This window comes from Microcoleus sp. AT3-A2, from assembly GCF_036705685.1.
Classification (GTDB): domain Bacteria; phylum Cyanobacteriota; class Cyanobacteriia; order Cyanobacteriales; family Microcoleaceae; genus Microcoleus.
Window position 1 is genome coordinate 68,768 of record NZ_JAUBVF010000005.1, and the last position, 20,159, is coordinate 88,926.

At 45.3% G+C, this 20,159-nt stretch carries 16 protein-coding genes; 7 read left to right on the plus strand and 9 right to left on the minus strand.

The window, feature by feature from the left end; all coding sequences use genetic code 11:
• Positions 1-10: 10 nt before the first annotated feature.
• Entirely contained in the window at positions 11-1,516 is a 1,506-nt protein-coding gene (locus tag QUB37_RS05155; protein ID WP_333159748.1) for an SGNH/GDSL hydrolase family protein, read from the plus strand.
• A 170-nt stretch (positions 1,517-1,686) separates the two neighbouring features.
• On the opposite strand, the gene QUB37_RS05160 is transcribed toward QUB37_RS05155, so the two are convergent.
• The 5 genes from QUB37_RS05160 to QUB37_RS05180 form a co-directional block, all read right to left on the minus strand.
• Positions 1,687-2,499 (minus strand): MlaE family lipid ABC transporter permease subunit, encoded by an 813-nt coding sequence (locus QUB37_RS05160; protein ID WP_333159750.1) that lies wholly within the window; start codon positions 2,497-2,499, stop codon positions 1,687-1,689.
• A 204-nt stretch (positions 2,500-2,703) separates the two neighbouring features.
• Positions 2,704-3,738, minus strand: coding sequence for a patatin-like phospholipase family protein (locus tag QUB37_RS05165; RefSeq protein ID WP_333159753.1), 1,035 nt, complete (start codon positions 3,736-3,738; stop codon positions 2,704-2,706).
• 84 nt (positions 3,739-3,822) lie between these two features.
• Positions 3,823-4,452 (minus strand): methylthioribulose 1-phosphate dehydratase, encoded by a 630-nt coding sequence (gene mtnB, locus QUB37_RS05170; protein ID WP_333159755.1) that lies wholly within the window; start codon positions 4,450-4,452, stop codon positions 3,823-3,825.
• A gap of 248 nt (positions 4,453-4,700) precedes the next feature.
• A complete protein-coding gene (locus QUB37_RS05175) occupies positions 4,701-5,522 on the minus strand; it encodes an HAD-IB family phosphatase (protein ID WP_333159757.1) in 822 nt (273 codons plus the stop codon).
• On the minus strand, positions 5,494-6,321 hold the full coding sequence (locus QUB37_RS05180; protein WP_333159760.1) for a Crp/Fnr family transcriptional regulator: 828 nt from the start codon (positions 6,319-6,321) through the stop codon (positions 5,494-5,496). Before QUB37_RS05180 ends, QUB37_RS05175 begins: the two co-directional genes overlap by 29 nt.
• Positions 6,322-6,677: 356 nt before the next feature.
• Here QUB37_RS05180 and QUB37_RS05185 point away from each other — a divergent pair, with 356 nt between their 5' ends.
• From QUB37_RS05185 to QUB37_RS05195, 3 genes are all read left to right on the plus strand, one after another.
• A complete protein-coding gene (locus QUB37_RS05185) occupies positions 6,678-7,529 on the plus strand; it encodes a DALR anticodon-binding domain-containing protein (protein WP_333159762.1) in 852 nt (283 codons plus the stop codon).
• A gap of 373 nt (positions 7,530-7,902) precedes the next feature.
• A complete protein-coding gene (locus tag QUB37_RS05190; RefSeq protein ID WP_333159764.1) occupies positions 7,903-9,432 on the plus strand; it encodes an MFS transporter in 1,530 nt (509 codons plus the stop codon).
• A 153-nt stretch (positions 9,433-9,585) separates the two neighbouring features.
• The gene (locus QUB37_RS05195; protein WP_333159767.1) at positions 9,586-9,714 is read left to right on the plus strand and encodes a hypothetical protein; all 129 of its coding nucleotides are present in this window, start codon (positions 9,586-9,588) and stop codon (positions 9,712-9,714) included.
• Positions 9,715-9,873: 159 nt separating this feature from the next.
• On the opposite strand, the gene QUB37_RS05200 is transcribed toward QUB37_RS05195, so the two are convergent.
• From QUB37_RS05200 to QUB37_RS05210, 3 genes are all read right to left on the minus strand, one after another.
• The gene (locus tag QUB37_RS05200) at positions 9,874-11,034 is read right to left on the minus strand and encodes an ATP-binding protein (protein ID WP_333159769.1); all 1,161 of its coding nucleotides are present in this window, start codon (positions 11,032-11,034) and stop codon (positions 9,874-9,876) included.
• Positions 11,031-11,402 (minus strand): response regulator, encoded by a 372-nt coding sequence (locus QUB37_RS05205; protein ID WP_333107926.1) that lies wholly within the window; start codon positions 11,400-11,402, stop codon positions 11,031-11,033. Before QUB37_RS05205 ends, QUB37_RS05200 begins: the two co-directional genes overlap by 4 nt.
• Positions 11,403-11,843: 441 nt before the next feature.
• Entirely contained in the window at positions 11,844-13,307 is a 1,464-nt protein-coding gene (locus QUB37_RS05210; protein WP_333159772.1) for an ATPase domain-containing protein, read from the minus strand.
• Between the two features lie 97 nt (positions 13,308-13,404).
• On the opposite strand from QUB37_RS05210, the gene QUB37_RS05215 reads away from it, so the two are divergent.
• The 3 genes from QUB37_RS05215 (at position 13,405) to QUB37_RS05225 (ending at position 17,646) form a co-directional block, all read left to right on the plus strand.
• On the plus strand, positions 13,405-14,724 hold the full coding sequence (locus tag QUB37_RS05215) for an FAD-binding oxidoreductase (protein ID WP_333159774.1): 1,320 nt from the start codon (positions 13,405-13,407) through the stop codon (positions 14,722-14,724).
• 97 nt (positions 14,725-14,821) lie between these two features.
• Positions 14,822-16,012, plus strand: coding sequence for a transposase (locus tag QUB37_RS05220; RefSeq protein WP_333159776.1), 1,191 nt, complete (start codon positions 14,822-14,824; stop codon positions 16,010-16,012).
• A 224-nt stretch (positions 16,013-16,236) separates the two neighbouring features.
• Positions 16,237-17,646: a heterodisulfide reductase-related iron-sulfur binding cluster gene (locus QUB37_RS05225; protein ID WP_333159778.1), complete on the plus strand. Its 1,410-nt coding sequence runs from the start codon at positions 16,237-16,239 to the stop codon at positions 17,644-17,646.
• A 233-nt stretch (positions 17,647-17,879) separates the two neighbouring features.
• On the opposite strand, the gene QUB37_RS05230 is transcribed toward QUB37_RS05225, so the two are convergent.
• On the minus strand, positions 17,880-20,111 hold the full coding sequence (locus tag QUB37_RS05230; RefSeq protein WP_333159780.1) for a hypothetical protein: 2,232 nt from the start codon (positions 20,109-20,111) through the stop codon (positions 17,880-17,882).
• Positions 20,112-20,159: the final 48 nt, after the last annotated feature.

A 20,159-nucleotide genomic window follows, 5' to 3' on the forward strand; every position in this document is an offset into this window, starting at 1 on the left:
AAATAAAACAATGGCAAAACACCCAGGAAATAGCAGAAAATCCAAGATTTATCGCTACTTGTGGCTGCTTTTTTTGTGTCTGAGCTTTCTGTTAGTTCCGCTCATCAAAAAAATAGCTGCCGATACGCCATTCCCCCCACCCGCTCCTATTGAAAATAGTGCTACTTTTGGAGCGAGGATTCAAAGGACGATGGGGCTACTTGCTGCTAGCACCCCAACAGACCGCCGCCAAGTGCGTATCCTATTTTACGGTCAATCCATCACTCAGCAAGATTGGTGGCAAGATGTAGTGAAGGATTTGAGACAGCGATTTCCCAATGCAGATTTGATTGTGGAAAATCGGGCGCTCGGAGGATTTGCCGCCCCGATTTTAATCCGTCCCAGCGAACACGATTTGTATCCTTTTTATCCAGACTTGCTCATTTTTCACGTCTACGGAGGCGGTGAAGATTATGAAGCCATAATTGCCAATGTCCGCAGCCGCACTGCTAGCGAAATACTCTTGCATTCAGACCATATTGACTGGATGCCGACAGGCAACAGCGACGATCCAAATTTAGTCAGCAGATACGAATGGCACAACACTCATTCTACTAAATGGCTACCGGAGTTGGCCGATAAATACGGCTGCGAGATAGCCGAAATTCGTGAACCTTGGATGCGGTATTTGAAAGATAATCGCTTGCAGCCCAAACAGCTATTGAGTGACAACATTCACCTCAACGATTGGGGAAATTTTCTCCTAGCTGCTCTCATAAAACCGCACCTGCGATACAATCCAAATTCTCCTCAACGGCCGCAGGATTTAGTGAAAACCTATACAGTTGGCAGCGATGTTAAGTGGCAAGATGGCAAGTTGGTTTTAGAATTTGAAGGAAATAGAATAGATGCGATCGCCGATAAAACCTTCAACGGCAAGGCAATTTCTGCTAGAATTGCGATCGACGGCAAAAAACCCTCAGAATTTCCTGAACTTTACAGCATCACCAGACCTAGCGCTAGTCCTGGCGTTCCTTGGCCAGCAATCATCCAAGTATCCAGCCAAAAACCGCTAATCGTCGAAGATTGGAAAGCCATAATTACTGAGATTAACAGCGACGCCAGCAAGTTTAAATTTGACGTTGTAGGTTCTAAAACAGGTTACGACGGCAGCGGTACAAACGACGAAATGTTTGTCTCAAACTCTGGTCGCGTCGTGATGGAACCGAGAAACTGGTGGCTAAAAAATTATTATGAATACTCTAAAAAACCGACGCCTAAAGGCTTTGAGATTTCCTGGCAGGTGCGACCAATGTTTGTTGATTCATACGTTCCTCCACAAATTACAGATTCAAGCCGCGAGTATTCTACAACATTGGCTCAGAATTTGAGCAACTCCAAACACACCCTCGAAATCGTCCCCGAAACAGATGGGAAAGTTCCTATTGAGGCAATTCGAGTGTATCGCCCTCCTTTCTCCAATTTAAAATCTCAAGTTGAGAGTTTTAAACCGCAAATATCAGCGGATGAACGCTGATGAACGCTGATGCAATTTTATCAGCGTTTATTTGCGTTCATCTGCGGTTTAAAAAATCTTTATGTTGATTTTATAGCAATCGTCTTGGCGGCGTAGGGCGTTGATGATTATTCAAACCCTTAATATTTAAGCATCTTGACTCCTGACTCCTGCTATAATCGCCAAGATTATCAACTTCTAGGAATTCCTAACTCGTGAAACATCAACAGCGATAAACATAAATCCGCCACAAAAATCAACACCCAAGAAGTTACCACTGACGCCGTTGCAGCTTGGCCTACTCCTTTCCCTCCGCCCACCGTCGTCAATCCCCAACCGCAACCGACAAGGGCAATTATCAACCCAAAAATAAAACTTTTAATCACCACATTTACTAAATCCCAAGGCCCCAAAAAAGTCCGCACCGATTCCAAAAACACCGACGGTTCCAAATTATAAAAATTAACCGCTACAAATAGCCCCCCCAAAATCCCCACCGCTACCGAAAAAATTGTTAAAATCGGCAGCATGATGCAGCAAGCTATCACCCTCGGCACTACTAAATAGTCAACCGGATTTGTTCTTAACATATACAGGGCGTCTATTTGTTCCGTCACCTGCATTTCTCCTATCTCCGCCGCAAATGCCGAACCTACTTGTCCCGCCACCACGCCCGCCGTTAAAAGTGGTGCTAATTCGCCACAAAATGCCACAGCAAACGCACCTCCCATCGCCCCAACCGCCCCAAAGCGAACCAATTCTCTGGCTGATTGAAATGTAAAAATCATGCCGCCAAAAAAGGCTATTAGCAGCACGGATCGGAAAGAATCCAGGCCTACTGTTACTAAATGTTCCATGATTTTGCGGCGGTCAATTTTGCCTTGGAGTATGCGTAGCAGCACTTGGCCGCCCAGGAACAACGTCACGAAAAACCGCTGAAACCACCTGTTATTGAAGGTTTCATCTAAATGTCGATCGCGCTTTTCTTGGTATTTTTTAACCAATTACTGACGGCTCGCGATTAATTGCAAACAGGGCGAAGCATTGCTAAATAGAGATTTAGCCAATTGTACAGCAATTATTGCACGATTTGTCAACATATATTTTTTGTCTGTCAACCCTGCGGTTGGTGGGTTAGGCGCGGTTTAAGATTATTTATTGGTGACTTAACTTAATCGCCGCGCCCACCCACCCTACAATATGACTGACTACTGAGCAAGCAATAAGTCGATAAAGTTATCCAACTGTTCATTATACTTTTCGGCTTGATCCTTGCCAATTCTCAGCAGTTCCGATATCTTCTCTTCCGAGGCATCATCAATCGGCAGCGGTTGTTCGTGGCTCAAATCGGGAGTAATTCTCAAATATTGATTCTGTCTTTCAACCGCATCATAAATTTGGATTAGTTGATAATTTACAGTTTCCGCAACTCCCGTCATCATGATATTAATTAAAGGCTCAACCCACTCAATCTGACCCCAATTTTTTACTTTTTCGTAGGGGTATTTTTTCTGAGCTTCTCCGGTTCCCAAGGATAAAATTACCATATCTTTGGCTGTCGGGCCTTTGTCGGGGCGCTCCTCGGGAATTCTGAATTTATTTCTAACTTCTGCATAGGCACAAAGTGCGGGATTGTTTGCGAATACTCCTCCGTCAATTAAAGCGTAGCATTCATTGCTAAAAGAGTAGATTTTAGAAACCTCAAAATAAGAGGGAGCTGCCGATGTTGCTCTGGCGATATCTCTAATAAAATAGTCTTCTTCTGGAGATTTTTTAGCATCTATTTGATCGAAAAAGTGAGCTTTTCTCCTTTCGATGTCGTAACTGGAAATTAAACAAGGTTTTAGTAGTTCGCTGAGTTTGTAATCTCTAAAATTTTCCCAAAATAATTTTTCTAAGGGATCGCTGGGATATTTTTCATCTCTCAAACCATCTAGAGATCTGACTTTTTGCCAAAATGAAGTCTGAAAAACGTCGCGGCCACTCTTAATCGAAAAATTAACAGCATCTTGGGCAGCCCACAGAGGCCTGCTAGGATTTTCGGCATCTGGACACAAATAGATGCAAGTTAAAATGCCTCCCGCACTCGTGCCGGCGATTAAATCAAAATAGTCAGCTATTCTCGCATCAGGGTTTCCACTTTTTTGTTGTAGCTTTGACTCAACGCTAACTAAAATTTGCGCGGGAATAATTCCTCTAATTCCACCTCCATCTATGGATAAAATTCTGGTATATTTAGCCATAATTGTTGCCTATTCTGAATATTTTCTCGTTTCCTAATCTCAAATCCCCAACCCTCCGAATCCATGCACCGCTTAATCTAAAATCTAAAAGTTCAAATCTAAATTTAATTGGCGGGCTGCGATCGTATAGCGAAAAATGTATTCTACAATTTCTACGTAATTGTAGGCGGCGGCTGGCGAGTCTGCCCAGACTGTGATGCCGTGATCCCGAATTAACAAAGCGGGTACAGAGGGCGCACAAATGGCAAAGAATTCGCAAATTTCCTTGGCTATCTTAGGGACTTCTAAATAATTTGTAAAGAGGGGTATAGACACTTGCGGGTTTTCCTCCCACACCCCCAAACCTTTCACCATTTCGATCGCGGGTAAAGGCACGGCATCTCCTGCGGTAAGCCGAGAAACTAAATTTGCCTCAATGGAGTGGACGTGATAGCAAGCTTTAGCGTCTGGAAAACAATTGTAAACGGCTAAATGAATGCTGGTTTCGGCCGAAGGGCGACTGTCTGGAACAGGTTGCTCGACAATTGTGCCGTCTGAGTTCATTCTGATAAAATCTTGTTCAGTTAACTGCCCTTTCGCGCGGCCGCTAGCAGTAATCCAAAAGCTGCCATCTGGTAAGCGGGCTGAAAGATTCCCAGCAGTCCCAACCATCCAACCGCGATCGTAAAAATGTTTGGCTGCTGCAATTAAATCCGATCTTAAATCGCGACTCATTTTTTATAAATCCTCAGTTTTTAATCTACTTTTTACTTTAATAGGAATTGCGCTGGCCTATCTAAACGTAGGGTAATCCGTGCAAAGCTTATATCAAATTCGGTCGCATCGGACTTATCTGCACGGGGGCGGGTTTATTATATTGTTTATTATGGGCAATTATTGTTGGCTCACGGGCCCCTACAAAATTTAACATCATACAATACCGATGCAAACAGAATTTATATTACCTGAGAAAGGCGATAGTTTCAATTCCATTTTTGGGACAAATTTTCCAACACATCAAAAAAATTATCCCATTTAGTATAAGGCTTTTGTTGTTCGTCTAGATACTCGGCAAGCCGATCGCGCGCAAACACCGACGAAGCCTGCAAAGCCATATTAAAATCCGTCAGCGAATCTCCGATTGCCACCTGTTCCTCGGCCGGGTGCTGGCCCATCACCCGCACCTTAGACACCAGTTCCTCATCTCCTTCAAACTCAGAATTGACTTGCAAACGAGGGCCACTAGCGTCCACATCCACAGCGTAAATTACCCTCGCCCGGTGTACCAAATCGCCCATTACCGTCTCTACCATGACCCGAAGACCGCCGGAAACGATCGCAAAATCTACCTTTTTCTCGTCCAAAAAATCCAGCAATTCCAACAATCCCGGCCGCATCAGCCTTCCGCTAGAAAATTCCACAATTTCCCCGTAACGTTCCGAGGGAATAGACTCTAGTAACTGTCGCACTCCCGATCGCAAACTCAGCCTTCTAGCGTATATTTCAGGCATCAGTTGAGACGACAGTTCCGGTGCGAAATGCTTGAGCATTGCCACAAAAGTTTCTTCAACAGTTATCGTGCCGTCAAAGTCGCAGAATACCACCCGTTGCTGATTATTCGGGATTGAAGATTTTTGCTTGTCATCGGTCATTGTCAGTCGCACCTTTGGAGAACGGGAAAAGTTTACACAATTCATCGTACACTGTCGAGCGATCGAGCGCGACTGCCCAAAACTAATAGTGACGCGCTGTTTGTTGGCAATTTCCCGCAGGATTTTATGCAGATTCTTCGAGAGAATCTTCATCTTCCAGGGAATCTTCCAAGGAATCTTCCAGAGAATCTTCCAGGGAATCTTCCAGGGAATCTTCTACGTCCTGCTTTTGGTTTTTTGTCTTTTGGGGGTTAGACTTAGCCGGCAAACAGATTAAATTATCATCCTCAGTATTAATCAAACCTTTCGATCGCAACTTACCCATCAGTCGCGTCACCGTCACCCGCGTCGAGCCAATTGCACTGCCAATTTGAGCGTGAGTCAAGGCCCAAGGCAGCCGGTAGCCCCGAACCACATCCGGTTCGTCGTCACCTACGTAAGGTTCGCCGAACTCCTCGATCAACAAAGTGAGAAATCCCAACAGTCGGTCGATCGTCCGGCGCTGTCCCAAAGTGCTCAGCCAGAGAAGTTTCCGCTGGTGCTGGTAGCGAAACGCATCCAAAATTTCCCTGCGGAAGTGAGGCCAATTATCCAAGTCATGCCAGTACATCCACACTACGTGAGTTTGATCGGCGTGGGCGTAAGCTTGGAGAGTAAACGGAGACTGAGCAACCAGTTCAAAGGGCTGGCCTGCGCCGACGAAGCCCAAAAAAGCTTCTTCTGTAGTTTTGTCAACGGATTTCGACTTCGTCGCCGCAGCGCTCACTTGAGCGCTGCCTACGAGCCTCACAGAACCCTTCTGGACTAAATACAGCAGTCCGGGTCTTGCGGGAATCCGCTCGTCTTTGCTAAAAGTCCGGCAGCGGTAGTGTTCCTGGGCCCAGTCGATAATTCGCTGCCAAGTGATAAACGGTCGATCGATAGTCTCTAGAGGTGTGGAAGTTGATTGCATAAGTGAGGCTCTGGGATATATTTTATCAGTGAGAAAAACAGCTTCTGCCAGCAGTGCGATACAAAGTGAGACAACCAACCCCCGATCGAGCTTGCACGCTTCTTAACTGTGCTGACTTTTCTTAGTTTTACCGAAAAATTTAATGTAGCAAAAAATACATCAAAATGGTAGATTTCAGCAAAAAATTTGTCGTAAATTATTGTATATTTAGCCCAAAAATCGCTAGAAAGCTGATTAATTCGATGTAGCCCCGCCTGGGGAAGCCGATCAACTATCTCTGACATCAGCAGTTTAACGTACAAGAACAGTGCAAGCGGTAACAGTCAACCGTCGCTGTTACCGTAGGATCAGCCGATATGGATACAGCAAATATCTCGCAGTGCCCGGAAGTTACAGTGAAGTGTTTCTTGCTTTCAAGGTTCCAAAGGGCGATCGGCCAGCAGGGGACACTAGGGGAAATTCCGTTAAATCGCAGTAAAGATAGCGCGCGGGTGCTGTACGTGTCTGCGATCGCCCTGAAATTGGCTAAAACTTGGCAGCAGACACCGCAGACAATCGCGGCCGAGTTGGTCGAAACTCTCGAACCGCTGTGCTACCCAGATTTCGCAGTTAAAGTCGCGCCGGGGGGAATTATCGAGATGGAGTTGACTGATGCAGGTTTAGCCGTCTGGTTGCAGCGTTTAGCTCAAACGCACCTCCCCCTTCCAGAATCTCGAATATTATCTCCTGTTGTGTCAGCCGATCGACTGTTTCCCATTCAGTACAGCCACGCGCGCTGCTGTTCCCTGCTGCGAATGGCCCACCGCGATCGGATAATTTCGATCGCGCAGCCCGATGTCGCTACAGCGCCGCAAATTTGGTCGCTGGCGAGTCCAAATCCTATCCCTTGGATTGACGAGGGCGATCGACTGCGGTTAGTGCATCCAGCCGAATGCAATTTAATTTCGCAACTCTTAATAGTGCTTGACTATTTATATCCTATTTTTGAGGTAAATAAACGCGAACAACCTGTCAATTATTTCAAATTAGCCAATAGTTTGAGCGAAGCATTTCAGATTTTTTACAGCCAGTGCCGAATTTGGGGAGAAGTTAAAATAGAACAGCCCAAACTCGCCCAATCTCGATTAGGTTTAATATTAGCAACTCAATCTTTGCTGCGATTTATCCTAGAAGAGTTATTGAGCACCCTTGCTCCTTTAGAACTTTAGATTTAATCCTTATTATTTTTAGCAACATTTTTCCTTACTCAGAGGTGGCTTTTCGCAAGTTCCCTTGACTTCTTCCATCGGAAAATTTTTCTATTTTATCTGGATCGCGATGAACCATACAGTAAGCTAATGTCGCATAGAAAATTTCTAAAAAATTAGCTATTTCTTGACAATTTTGCCTCACTGCTTAATAAAGTTAATTTCTTTTATCTAAGTTGGATCGTCTTATTTTATTTGATTTCTTGAAGTAATCTTTCTTTGGGGTTTTTAGACTGAGGATTTTTACCTGACCTCTATGGCTGTGCTCCTTAAAATACTTAATCTTATATTATACAATTAAGCTGCTACGCAGCTTATCTATTGGCTATCTAGTATGCTCGAAAAACAAGAAGAATACAGCTTAGTAGGAACGAATCCTCTCCCTCTTCAGGAAGAAATCCAAGAGGATATAGCCTTACCAGAGACGGTACTTCTGACCAATCGACCTCTAAAACTTTCCAAACCGGAAACTCGGTCAAGCCTCAGAGCCCTAACTTTGGACGGTGTATTTGCTACGCTTTTTTACAGCATCATCGGCGGCGCGTTGCTCAGTAATTTCTTGCTCGATTTGGGGGCTGGTCCAGTCGAAATTGGTATGCTCTCCTCCATTCCTCAATTGGTAAATTTGCTCCAACCGTTCGGAGCTTATATAGCAGACCGAACACAAAGCCGCCACTGGTATTCGTTCTACATTTTCGGAATGTCGCGACTGCTGTGGCTGATTCTCGTGCCAGCCCTGTGGTGGGGAGGCTCATTTCATCTGGCCCGACATCAGCTTGTGCAGTTGACATTGGCAATCATCTGGGTAACTCAAGTCTTAGAATCTTTAGGTCGGGCTTCCTTCTTGAGCTGGTTGGCGGCGTTAGTACCTCAGCAGTTGCGCGGGCGGTATTTTGGCTTTCGCAATAGTGCTGTCAGCTTGACGAATCTCATTGGTGTGCCGTTGCTGGCTCTAGTGGTATCGAACTGGCCCGGTGGGAAGCTCCAAGGTTACAGTGCCATCTTGGTTTTAGGAATTGTACTTGGCCTCATCAGTCTAGGTTGTCAGTTCTTTATGACCGATGTGAACCCAAAGCTTGTACACGTCCATTTAGATACAGGCGAAAAATCATCCACAGGGACAATTTTTAGCTTTCTCAAGGAAGCCAATTTTTTAAAGTTTTTGCTTTACTCTGGTCTATGGAGCTTTGCCGTTAACGTCAGCGCGCCCTTCTTTAATCTTTACTTGCTGGATGACCTAAATATAGATGTCAGCGTGGTAACGCTCTATAGCAGTTTAGGTGCTGGTGCTAACTTGCTGATGCTGGTTTTTTGGGGGAAGCTGGCTGACCGGGTTGGGAATCGCCCGATTATGCTAGTAGTGGGAGTTTTGGTGGCTCTGACCCCTCTACTCTGGCTAGAAGGTGGAACGGCTCCAATTTTCCTATGGGTCTGGTTCCCGCTGTTGCACATAATCGGCGGTGGGACGTGGGCGGCGATCGACCTGTGCAGTGGTAATCTGATGATGTCGGTGGCACCGCTGTTGAATCAGTCGATATACTTTGCGATCGCGGCCGCGGTTCCTGGTGTCACTGGGGCAATGGGAATCACCGTAGGTGGCTTTCTCGCCACTTTGACCAATCTCGGTGGCTTGCCAGGGGTGTTTGCGCTCTCAGCCGTTTTACGACTCGTGGCTCTCCTGACGTTGGTTTTTGTTCACGAGCACCGTTCTGTGTCTTTAGGTAAGTTTTGGCTGCTCTTGTTGCCAGCTTGGTGGAGAAGAGTGGCGATTGAACCTGGAGACATCAGGTTTCAACCATTAATAGTTGAACAGTTGGACTGTCCACCTGAAAGCTCATGCGATCGCTCTTCAACTCTTGATTGATTGTACGGCACAAGAGTCCGAAAATAATTCCTAAAAGAGTTCATTAACCATTTTTAAAGTGTTAAAATACTCACTCAGATAATCTCAGATGTGACGGTTGTTCGCTCGCGTTTTTTCAGAAATATAAAGTCTGGCTACTCGGATAAGTTTTGAATGGTATCTAATTATTTTTTGGGTGCGTTCAACATTTTTTACGATGCCGATCGAGCTTTGAGGAACGATCGCCAATTCTCCGGCTGGTTGATAGCTTCTGGAACGACGATGCTAAATTTCATCAGTTGACCAGCGACTGTTAATGATTCTTCACATTCTGGCGTTGTAAAATAGCGAGAGTTTTATTCAGCTTTTTGAGGATACATCTCAGGGTCACACTACCAGGTAGAGTCTCACCGGGGCGTCAAATCCATCGATGAATATCCCAATATAATGCCTGCATCTAGTTTAAGGCGTTGTAGGCGAGATTTGATTTTTTTCAGGTTTGGCGATCGGCAGCGTTACTATAAATGTACTGCCGACGCCTTCTTCACTGGTCAAAGTAATTTCGCCACCGTGCAAGTCCACGCATTTTTTAACAATGCTCAGCCCCAGCCCAGTACCGGGAATTCGACCGACATTTTTAGCCCGGTAAAATGAATTAAATAACCGTTCTTGGTCGGCGACAGGTATGCCAATTCCTGCATCCTGTACCGAAAAAATAGCCTCAGTTTCAGTAAGTTTTAATTCAAAGATTACTTCGGTATTTGGGGGAGAATACTTAATAGCATTGGACAGCAAATTGCCCAGAATTCGCCGCAGCAAGCTTACCTCCAAACACGCCATCGCGGCTGGATGGTGATTTACAAAAATCAGGCTTACCCGATCATTTTCAGGTTTCAACTTCAGGCTGCTATGAAATTCCCCTACCAACTCATTACAAAACTTTGCTAAGTCTATGGGTAGCAAGGAAAAGCCTGTTTTTCCTGACTCAACACGCCCCAGCAGCAGCACATCATCTAATAACAAATCTATGCCTTTTGCGGCTGCTTGAGTTTTGTCTAGAAGTTCTTGTGTTTTCTCCTCTGTTAATGTCAACTTGTACTTGCTAAGAAGTTGTGTAGTGCCGATGATGAAATTCAAAGGATTGCGAACGTCGTGGGCAATCATGTACAACAAAGATGTTTTCATCTCGTTGAGTTCCTGGGCTGTTTGCAGAGTGCGATCGAGTTGGTCGTGAGACAATTTGAGAGTTAAAGACAACTGGCGCGATCGCAGCAAAATCTCCACCCGCGCTTGCAACTCTATCTTCTCGATCGGAGCGATAATCAAATCGTCAATACTTTGCCAAATAAATTGCGTTGCCATCCCTACATCCGAGCGGGATGTAATCAAAAGAAAAGGCAAGCATACCGGGTGTTCTGCCTGTTTTTGGGCGGCAACCCATTGCCAGTGGCGTTTCAGCGAAATACCGTCAATTATCCCCAGATCAAAAGATTGATTAAATGGTAAAAACTCCTCACTATTTTCTGTTGAGTTTGGCAGCAATACCTCATAATAAACTGCTAGCCATTCTAATAACAAGCGGCGATTTTCTTTCTGTTCGACAAGCAATAAAATTTGACTCACGCAGATTCTCCTAGCAAGCTGTGAACAATTCCCAGCAAATCTCTAACGATCAAAGGTTTTACCAACATATTCCGAGCCCCGTGGCAGAGGCTTTCGTGCTGAATGGCAGCGCTTTGTTTGGGCGAGAGTATCAGAAAAGGGATTTGGTGATTTCGCAGTTGTTCGCAGCACTCCCAAATCCGGCGATCGAAACCAGAAATATCTACTAAAGCCATCCCGATCCTAGCAGGCTGACTGATAGCTTGTGCAACATCTTCAAAGTTATAAGCCGCGATCATCTGGTATCCTTCTTTATTGAGAAATTGTGCTAATAGTTCCAAGTTTCGCTGATTGCGGTCTACGGCTAAAATTATTGAGTTGCCAGTCATTTATCAGCTTCCTGTGAATACGGGTTATACCATTTTAGATTTTAGATTTTAGATTTTACAATGGCGAGTGACTGATTATATATGGGTTGGGAGGTGGCCTAAAGTTGGCTTCTTTTTTTATCTGGTATTAGCTTACTTTTCGGCGAGGGATTACATCGGTTTTCACTTAAGTGAAGTACAGATGATCTGACACAGGACACGGCCGCGTACCCTGTGTCCCTACTGTATTTCCTAGAATTGAAAACTACACTACGATAAAAGTCGAAAAATACACAAATTTACCAATATATTTAAGTTTTCTAGGAATTAGGCTAGTGGTAAGGTGCGCGGTGCGCCCCCTACAGCTAGTGGTGAGGTGCGCGGTGCGCCCCCTACTCATTAGTAGATTCACGACTGCAAAATTAGCTGCACTTGCCCAGAAACAGCAGGACAAACCCCGATTCAATCTTCATCCGCTCCCCCCTCAATCCACACCGGCGCCGAACTCAAAATGCCGCGCAGCCCCCGTATCGGTTTGCTGACTTTGATGCCGTAGCGAGTAATCTCGAGTTCTCGCAGAGTTCTCTCGAAATTGCTGACTCGTTTTTTAATTACTCCGATCGCCTTGCGGATTTCTGTCCTATTATGCAGTTGGCGTTCCAGATAGCGTATAAACAGAAGATTATCCGCCAAATAGCTAATTCCGATCTCGCTCAGCCGAAAATCTCCGCTAATGGCTTCTACCTCATTAATCAAGATAACGGTGACTCCCATATTCTTCAGATACTTACACAAAGCGTGCAAATTGTTCACCAAATCTTGCCCCTGCATCGAAAGCTGATAGCCAGAAATACTGTCAATCATCACAATCCGCGTCTTTTCCTGCTCCACCTCCTGCCGTAGCATACAGGCAAACTGATCCGGCGAGTACAGCAAAGGTTCCACGGGTATCACCGAAAGACTTCCTTGCCCAATCATCGCCCCAACCGGGATGTTAACTGATTCGCAGCGGCGCAGCAGAGTAGAACTTGACTCCTCAAAAATGTAAACTACCGATCGTTCCCCCCTTCCTGCTGCTTCCTTCATAAACTGAATGCCCACCGTCGTTTTACCCACGCCGCTAGGCCCGCTAATCACCGTCACAGTCCCCCGTTCCAGTCCCCCGTGCAGTAGTTCGTCAATTTCTGGAACCCCAGAAGAAATTGCTTCAGCAACAAAATCCTGTTGAAAGTTATCCGGCAGCAGTCGCGGATATACCTCCATACCAGCCTGAGTCAGGCGCAGCGAATGGCGGCCGCTGCGGAAGTTGGAGCCTCGCAGCTTGGTGACAGACAGGGCACGTCCTTCTTTCAATAGTTCTAAATAAATTACTCCGTCGCTGATGAATTGCAAATCGTCATCGGGAGCTGTTGATGTGCCTTCGGAGGTGAACACCACCGTCGCCCCCCCTTCCACCAAAAACCGCAGAAAAGACAAAACTTGCTTGCGAAACTGAAACTCATCCGCAGCTAAGTAGCGAAATTGAGTGATCGCGTCCAAAAACACCCGTTGTGGCTTGACAGCTTGGACTCGCTCGATAATCTTTTGTGTAGTCGGTTCTCGCTCCACCTCCGAGGGCGAGAAAATGTCATAAGTCTGAACTTCTGTAAAAAATTCTGAGGATGGGCTCAAATCGAGGAACGCCATCGCTTCAATATCAAAACCGAGAGTTTCGGCATTGGCGCGCAATTGCGCTTCCGGTTCTCCTAAAGTAATAAACAGGGGAGTTTCTCCCAGAGCCACACCTGCTGCCAAAAAGTGAAAGCCCAGTGTAGTCTTGCCAGTACCCGGGCCGCCGCGCACCAGATAAGAGCGTTGAGAAATTAGGCCGCCGCCAATCACTTCGTTGAGACCGGTAATTCCGAGAGAAAGTCGGTTTTGAGACATTTGTTTCTTCATGTTTTGAATATCGGGCCCGTATTAATATTTAATGGTTTTAGGCAGTGTTTTGATAATTTTTTTTACCGGGCGTCTGATAACCTTCATGAAATCTTTTTCTACCGAAAATTACGTAAGCATACAAGAATTAGAAAGTATTGTCGGGGCTGCTGGCATCTGTCGCTGGCAAGATACAGAGCTATTTTGGCAAGAACGGGTAGAAAAAGCACTTGCCCCCGACACGAAAATAGATTGTACTGTTTACCCGAATACTCAGGAAGAACTGGCGGCTGTCATTGCTTGGGCTGGACAAAATCGCTGTGCAGTCTTGCCTTGTGGCAGTGGCAGCAAACTTGATTGGGGTGGTTTAGTTAAGGGAGTCAAAATTGCCGTAAGCACGGCGCGTCTGAACCGGCTTGTAGAACACGCTGTGGGCGATTTAACTGTGACGGCAGAAGCCGGGATGAAGTTTGCGGATTTGCAGCAAATTTTAGCTGCAGCAGGTCAATTTTTGCCGATCGATCCAGCATATCCGCAACAGGCAACTTTGGGCGGCATTGTCGCTACTGCTGATGCGGGTTCCTTGCGGCATCGCTATCGCGGGGTGCGCGATTTGCTGTTGGGAATGACCTTTGTGCGATCGGACGGTAAAATTGCGGTAGCCGGAGGTCGAGTTGTTAAAAATGTCGCCGGTTACGACTTGATGAAACTGTTTACTGGTGCTTACGGCACATTGGGCGTCATAAGTCAAGTAACTTTTCGAGTTTATCCGCTGCCTGAATCATCGGGAACCGTAGTGCTGACAGGGGAAATTAATGCTTTGTCCCAAACGGCTCAAATCTTATTATCCTCTGCTTTGACACCAAGTGCCGTTGATTTGCTGTCACCTGAATTAGTCGCAAAATTAGGCTTAGGAAAAGGCACGGGATTAATCGTCAGATTTCAAAGTATCGCAGAAAGTGTTAAACAACAATCAGCCCGCTTACTGGAAGTTGGCGAAAAGTTGGGTTTGCAAGGCACTAGCTGCTGCGAAAATGATGAGCATCAGTTATGGCAAAGATTGCCAGAAACAATGTGGGATTCTGGCAGAAAGTCGGCAATTATTTGCAAAATAGGAATCAGACCCTCGGAAGCTGTAACGGCCATTAACGAATTGCCGGTACAGGACGCTTGGATTCATGCAGGCAGCGGTTTGGGGGTTTTGCGGTTTGAGAATGCGACGGCGGATACGTTGTTGCAGGTACGCAGAGGGTGCGAAGCTAAAGGCGGTTTTCTGACTGTTTTAGCAGCCCCGACCGACATCAAGCAGCAGTTAGATGTTTGGGGCTATAATGGAAGTGCGATCGATTTAATGCGCCGGATCAAACAGCAGTTTGACCCGGAAAATCTTTTGAGTCCCGATCGTTTTATCAGAAAACTGGGTTAAAAACCCCGTTCTTTTAGGAAGGCTTTAATTGTAAAACCTTGTTGCAATACCATCTATTTTGTGCCAAATAAGTTAGTATAAAATAGGAGGTAAAGCAATGCTAGTCTTTGAGTTCAAAACCTACGGAAATAAGAGTCAGTTCTCAGCGGTAGATGAAGCAATTCGTACAGCCCAATTTGTTCGCAATAGCTGTTTACGCTATTGGATGGACAACAGAAAAATAGATAAGTACGATTTGAACAAATACTGTGCGGTACTGGCTCATAAATTTCCGTTTGCTTCGGAACTCAACTCTCAAGCAAGACAAGCGAGTGCAGAACGAGCATGGTCTGCTATCTCCCGCTTCTACGACAACTGCAAGAAAGGAACTCCTGGCAAAAAAGGGTATCCGCAATTCCAGAAAGATTGTCGCTCAGTTGAGTATAAATCCACGGGATGGAAATTGGCTGAAGATCGTCAATCAATCAAATTTACCGACAAAAAAGGAATTGGGAAATTAAAGCTAAAAGGAACACGGGACTTGCATTTTTACTCAGGCGGCCAAATTAAACGGGTGAGATTGGTGAAACGGGCTTCCGGCATATATGTTCAGTTTTGTGTTGATGTTGACCGAAAAGAAAACATAGAACCCTCTGGGAACACTATTGGCTTAGACGTAGGATTAAAGGAATATTACACCGATTCTAATGGGGTAATGGTTGAAAATCCCAAGTTCCTCCGTCAAGGTGAAAAAGTTCTGAAGCGGTTCCAACGTCGAACATCAAGAAAAGTAAAAGGTTCAAAGAACAGAGGCAAGGTTAGACAGATTTTAGGAAAACGCCATCTCAAAATAAGCAGGCAACGTAAAGACCATGCAATCAAACTTGCACGGTGCGTAGTTCAGTCAAACGACTTGATAGCTTACGAAGATTTGAGAATTAAAAATATGGTGAAAAATCATTGTCTGGCTAAGTCTATTAACGATGCTTCTTGGTATCAGTTCCGTGTCTGGATTGAATACTTTGGAAAGGTATTTGAAAGAGTCACTGTGGCTGTGAACCCAGCATATACTAGCCAAGAATGCTCTAGCTGCGGTGCACTTGTCAAGAAAACACTATCTACTAGAACTCACGTTTGTCGGTGTGGTTGTAGCTTAGACCGGGATTTCAATGCAGCTAGAAACATCCTCAGTCGAGGATTGGGTACGGTAGGGCATACCGGAACCTTTGGTCTTGAGCCAAGTAACGCTTTGGGAGATGAGTCCTCTACTTTTGCTGGAGAAATCCTGCATCAGCAAGTCATGTCGTAGATCGAAGAATCCCCAAGCCTTCAGGCTGGGGAGTGTCAAAAGCGGTATTTAGTTTAAAGTTTGTTGTCAGGACTTGATTCGTTCAGGACTTCTGTAAAAAGTGGTTTTACACGCTACTTATAGCGGCAAATTTCGCGCTGCAAACCTACATATAAAGCTTCGGCATAAATTCCATTAAACTGACTAAAATCCTTGCTACGAAAAAAAAAAATTAGGTAATATATATGCAAACTTCAGAAAAATCTCAAGTTCCCAGCGACGATTTAAGACCTGCCAAAGAAAGCAATTTTCTAGCACAAAATCCCCACTTAGAAACCCTCGAAATCCCTGGTTTCGACGCCAACAATCCGCCAGATCCGAAATTAATCGATACTTGCGTACACTGCGGATTTTGCTTGTCAACTTGTCCGAGTTATCGCGTACTCGGCAAAGAAATGGATTCGCCCAGAGGCCGCATCTATTTAATGGATGCCATTAACGAAGGCGACGCACCTTTAAACGAAGCAACCTCACAGCATTTCGATACTTGTTTGGGCTGTTTGGCCTGCGTTACAACTTGTCCGTCTGGAGTTCAATACGACAAGTTAATTTCCGCAACTCGCCACCAAGTTACTAGAAATCAGGAACGCACTTTTTCTGACAATGTAATTCGTACTCTGATTTTTAATCTCTTCCCTTATCCTCACAGATTGCGGCCTTTGCTGGTACCGCTGTTTATTTATCAAAAATTAGGACTGCCAAAACTTGTCCGCAAAACAGGTTTGCTGAAAAAAGTATTCCCCCGCTTGGCGGCGATGGAATCAATCTTGCCGAAAGTTACTGTCGATTCTTTCCGGGATAATTTACCAGAGGTAATTCCGGCACAAGGGGAGAAACGCTATCGAGTCGGTGTGATTTTAGGCTGCGTGCAGCGGCTGTTATTTTCGCCAGTGAATGAAGCTACTGTGCGAGTTTTGACGGCTAACGGTTGCGAGGTTGTGGTTCCTAAAAGTCAGGGATGCTGTGCTGCTTTGCCGGAACACCAAGGGCAAGCGGAACAGGCGAAAGCTTTGGCGAGACAAATGATTGATAGCTTTGAAAATACGGGTGTTGATTTTGTGATTATCAACGCTGCTGGGTGCGGCCACACTTTGAAAGAATACGGTCATATTTTAGCAGATGACCCTGATTATCGGGAGAAAGCTGAGAAATTTGCTGCTAATGTTAAGGACGTGCAAGAGTTTTTGGCAAGTGCGGGAATTACGGCAAAACTCAATCCTTTGATTGAGGGAGATTTGACAATTGTTTATCAGGATGCTTGTCATTTGTTGCACGGGCAAAAGATTAGTTTGCAGCCGCGTCAGTTGCTGCAACAAATCCCTGGGGTGAAGCTAAAAGAACCTGTGGATGCGGCTTTGTGCTGCGGGAGTGCGGGGGTTTACAATATGCTTCAGCCGGAAATTGCTGATGAATTGGGAGTGCAAAAGGTGGAGAATTTGCTGAATACTGGCGCGGAGTTGATTGCTTCTTCTAATCCGGGTTGTTCTTTGCAAATTAAGAAGCATTTGGAGTTGCAGGGAAAGACTGTTACTTTAATGCACCCAATTGAGCTTTTGGATTATTCGATTCGCGGGGTGAAGTTGCTGAGGAAGTAGTTTTGTAGGGCGGGCGGTGTCTGCCCTATTTTCTATGCTGAATGAGATTTTTTTTTGATGAACCGCTGTATTGAGAAAGATCGCACTTTGGGCTGCTGTACTGGCAGAAAGACTGCGATCGATGGGTATTGACGCGGAATAATTGTAGACTTGATTGGGGCAAAGGGCGATCGCACTTTTAAAGTTTAGCAAAAGTGCGATCGGCATAATAACTAATGACTAATGACTAATGACTATTTTCCCTCTTCTAACCTCAAAAAATGCACCTGTCCCGAAGCTTCCGCCGCCACAATTGTCACCCCATCCGGTGCAATAGCGCAAGCTTTCAAAGCACTATCTCCCATAAAACTAGCAACTACTTTTCGACTCAACAAATCCCAAACTTTGAGAGTATTGTCATCCGAAACAGAAATCACTCTATTTCCCACAGCCGCCACAGATGTTACCGCATCAGCATGACCTGCCAAAGTAAAAACTTCTTTTCTACTTAACAAATCCCAAACTTTCAAATTGTGTTCCCGCCCGCCAGAAATCGCCCATTTGCCATCCGCCGTAACTGCCACAGCATTCACAAAACTCTCATGACCTTTGAGAGTGAAAAGTAGATTTTTGACGGCTAAATTCCATAAATTTGCCAAAATATTCTTTTCTTTACCCAAACTCCAAACTTTCAGAGTTTGGTCGCCGGAAGCCGAAATAACCCGCTTGCTGTCGGGAGTAACTGCCACAGCTTTTATCCCGTCCTCATGACCTGAAAAAGTAAAAAGTTCCTCTCCTGTTTCTAGATTCCAAACTTTAATAGTTTTGTCTCCAGAACCGGAAATCGCCATCGTTCCGTCTGCCGTCACTGCCACAGAATTTACCCAGTCCGTATGACCAGTGAAAGTAAAGATTTCTTTTCCGGTTTCTAGATTCCAAACTTTCACCGTTTTGTCGCCGGAACCCGAAACTACTCGCTTGCTATCCGGTGTAATTGCGATCGCTTTTACCCAATCTTGATGTCCCGAAATAGTAAAAATTTCCTGTCCGTTTTTGATATTCCAGACTTTAATGCTGTTGTCTCCAGAACCGGAAATCGCTTTCGTACCATCCGCCGTCACTGCTACAGCATTTACCCAGTCATCGTGACCGGCAAATGATAAATTTTCTTTGCCTCTTTCTAAGTGCCAAACTTTGAGAGTTTTGTCAGAGGAACCAGAAACTATCCGTTGGCCGTCGGGGGTAACAGCTACAGCATTCACGGGAGCGATGTGATTGGTAAAAGTGAAAAGTTCTTCTTTTGTTTCCAGATTCCAAACTTTCAGCGTTTTGTCGCCGGAAGCCGAAATTACTCGTTTGCCGTCGGGACTGACTGCGACATCTTGAACGAAACTGCTGTGTTTTCCTAAAGTGAAAAGTTGCTTTCTTTCTGACAAACTCCAGACTTGAACAGTGCCGTCGTAACTGCCGGAAATTATTTGTTCGCCGTCGGGAGTAACTGCTAAACTTTTTACCCAGTCTGCATGACCGGTGAGAGTAAAAAGTTCTTTTCCTGTTTCTAGGTTCCAGACTTTTATGCTGTTGTCTCCCGACCCGGAAATTAACCGTTTGCTATCAGGAGTTACTGCTACGGACTGGACAAAACTGCTGTGACCTTTGAAGTTAAAAATTACTTCCCTGGTTGTCAAATCCCAAACTTTAATACTGCCATCCCAAGAACCTGAAATTACTCGCTTGCCGTCGGGAGTTACTGCTACTGCTTCTACGGCAAAAGTATCGCCTGCAAAGGTAAATATTTCTTGTCCAGTTTCTAAATCCCAAATTTTAATCGTATTGTCCCAAGAACCGGAAATTACTTTAGTGCCGTCGGGCGTGACAGCTACAGCATTGACGTAGGTAATATGACCTTTGAGGGTGGAAAGTTCTTCTCCTGTTTCTAAGTGCCAAATTTTGAGAGTGTGGTCGGAGGACGCAGAAATTGCCCGCTTGCCGTCGGGGGTGATTGCTACAGCTTGTACCCAGTCTGTATGTCCGGTGAGGGTACGCAACAATCTCCCGCCAGGAGGGGTAAAGCTGGGCGTTAGCGGTAGCAGCCAGGGGGTTGTTTGGTGTTTTGCCTGTGCTAGCAGTGCTTGAATTTCTGGACTTTCAAAGCACATCAAGCGGGCTATTAGTTGGGTGGCTAGTTGGGTTTTATCTGTGGATAGAATGTGGGCAGACAGCCGAATTGCTTCTTGGATTAATTTGAGTTGGTCGGCTTTTTGGTCTGAGATAATAATATCGGGACTTGTTGCTAAATCGTAATCTTCTATTAGCGCCTGTACTCCCCATGCTGACAGCTTGGCTTTAATAAAATTGTAATCTGTTAGTAAGCTGTATAATTTTTCTGAGTCTGAAGTCGCTGCTAGCTGACTGGGCAATATTCCCAGGTAGTGCGTCTGTTCTGCGGGCTGCATTTTATCCAGCCCTTGTGTAAACTCGGTCATAAATTTACGGATGTGTTCTTTAAATGTATACGATCGCTAGCTGCACCC

What these genes read in the sequence shown, in the direction of transcription:
- QUB37_RS05215 (WP_333159774.1), top strand. Translation starts at nt 13,405, where the DNA reads ATGAAATCTTTTTCTACCGAAAATTACGTAAGCATACAAGAATTAGAA.
- QUB37_RS05180 (WP_333159760.1), bottom strand. Translation starts at nt 6,321, where the DNA reads ATGCAATCAACTTCCACACCTCTAGAGACTATCGATCGACCGTTTATC.
- QUB37_RS05205 (WP_333107926.1), bottom strand. Translation starts at nt 11,402, where the DNA reads ATGACTGGCAACTCAATAATTTTAGCCGTAGACCGCAATCAGCGAAAC.
- QUB37_RS05185 (WP_333159762.1), top strand. Translation starts at nt 6,678, where the DNA reads ATGGATACAGCAAATATCTCGCAGTGCCCGGAAGTTACAGTGAAGTGT.
- QUB37_RS05210 (WP_333159772.1), bottom strand. Translation starts at nt 13,307, where the DNA reads ATGTCTCAAAACCGACTTTCTCTCGGAATTACCGGTCTCAACGAAGTG.
- QUB37_RS05230 (WP_333159780.1), bottom strand. Translation starts at nt 20,111, where the DNA reads ATGACCGAGTTTACACAAGGGCTGGATAAAATGCAGCCCGCAGAACAG.
- QUB37_RS05165 (WP_333159753.1), bottom strand. Translation starts at nt 3,738, where the DNA reads ATGGCTAAATATACCAGAATTTTATCCATAGATGGAGGTGGAATTAGA.
- QUB37_RS05155 (WP_333159748.1), top strand. Translation starts at nt 11, where the DNA reads ATGGCAAAACACCCAGGAAATAGCAGAAAATCCAAGATTTATCGCTAC.
- QUB37_RS05225 (WP_333159778.1), top strand. Translation starts at nt 16,237, where the DNA reads ATGCAAACTTCAGAAAAATCTCAAGTTCCCAGCGACGATTTAAGACCT.
- QUB37_RS05195 (WP_333159767.1), top strand. Translation starts at nt 9,586, where the DNA reads ATGGTATCTAATTATTTTTTGGGTGCGTTCAACATTTTTTACGATGCC.
- mtnB (WP_333159755.1), bottom strand. Translation starts at nt 4,452, where the DNA reads ATGAGTCGCGATTTAAGATCGGATTTAATTGCAGCAGCCAAACATTTT.
- QUB37_RS05220 (WP_333159776.1), top strand. Translation starts at nt 14,822, where the DNA reads ATGCTAGTCTTTGAGTTCAAAACCTACGGAAATAAGAGTCAGTTCTCA.
- QUB37_RS05175 (WP_333159757.1), bottom strand. Translation starts at nt 5,522, where the DNA reads ATGAAGATTCTCTCGAAGAATCTGCATAAAATCCTGCGGGAAATTGCC.
- QUB37_RS05190 (WP_333159764.1), top strand. Translation starts at nt 7,903, where the DNA reads ATGCTCGAAAAACAAGAAGAATACAGCTTAGTAGGAACGAATCCTCTC.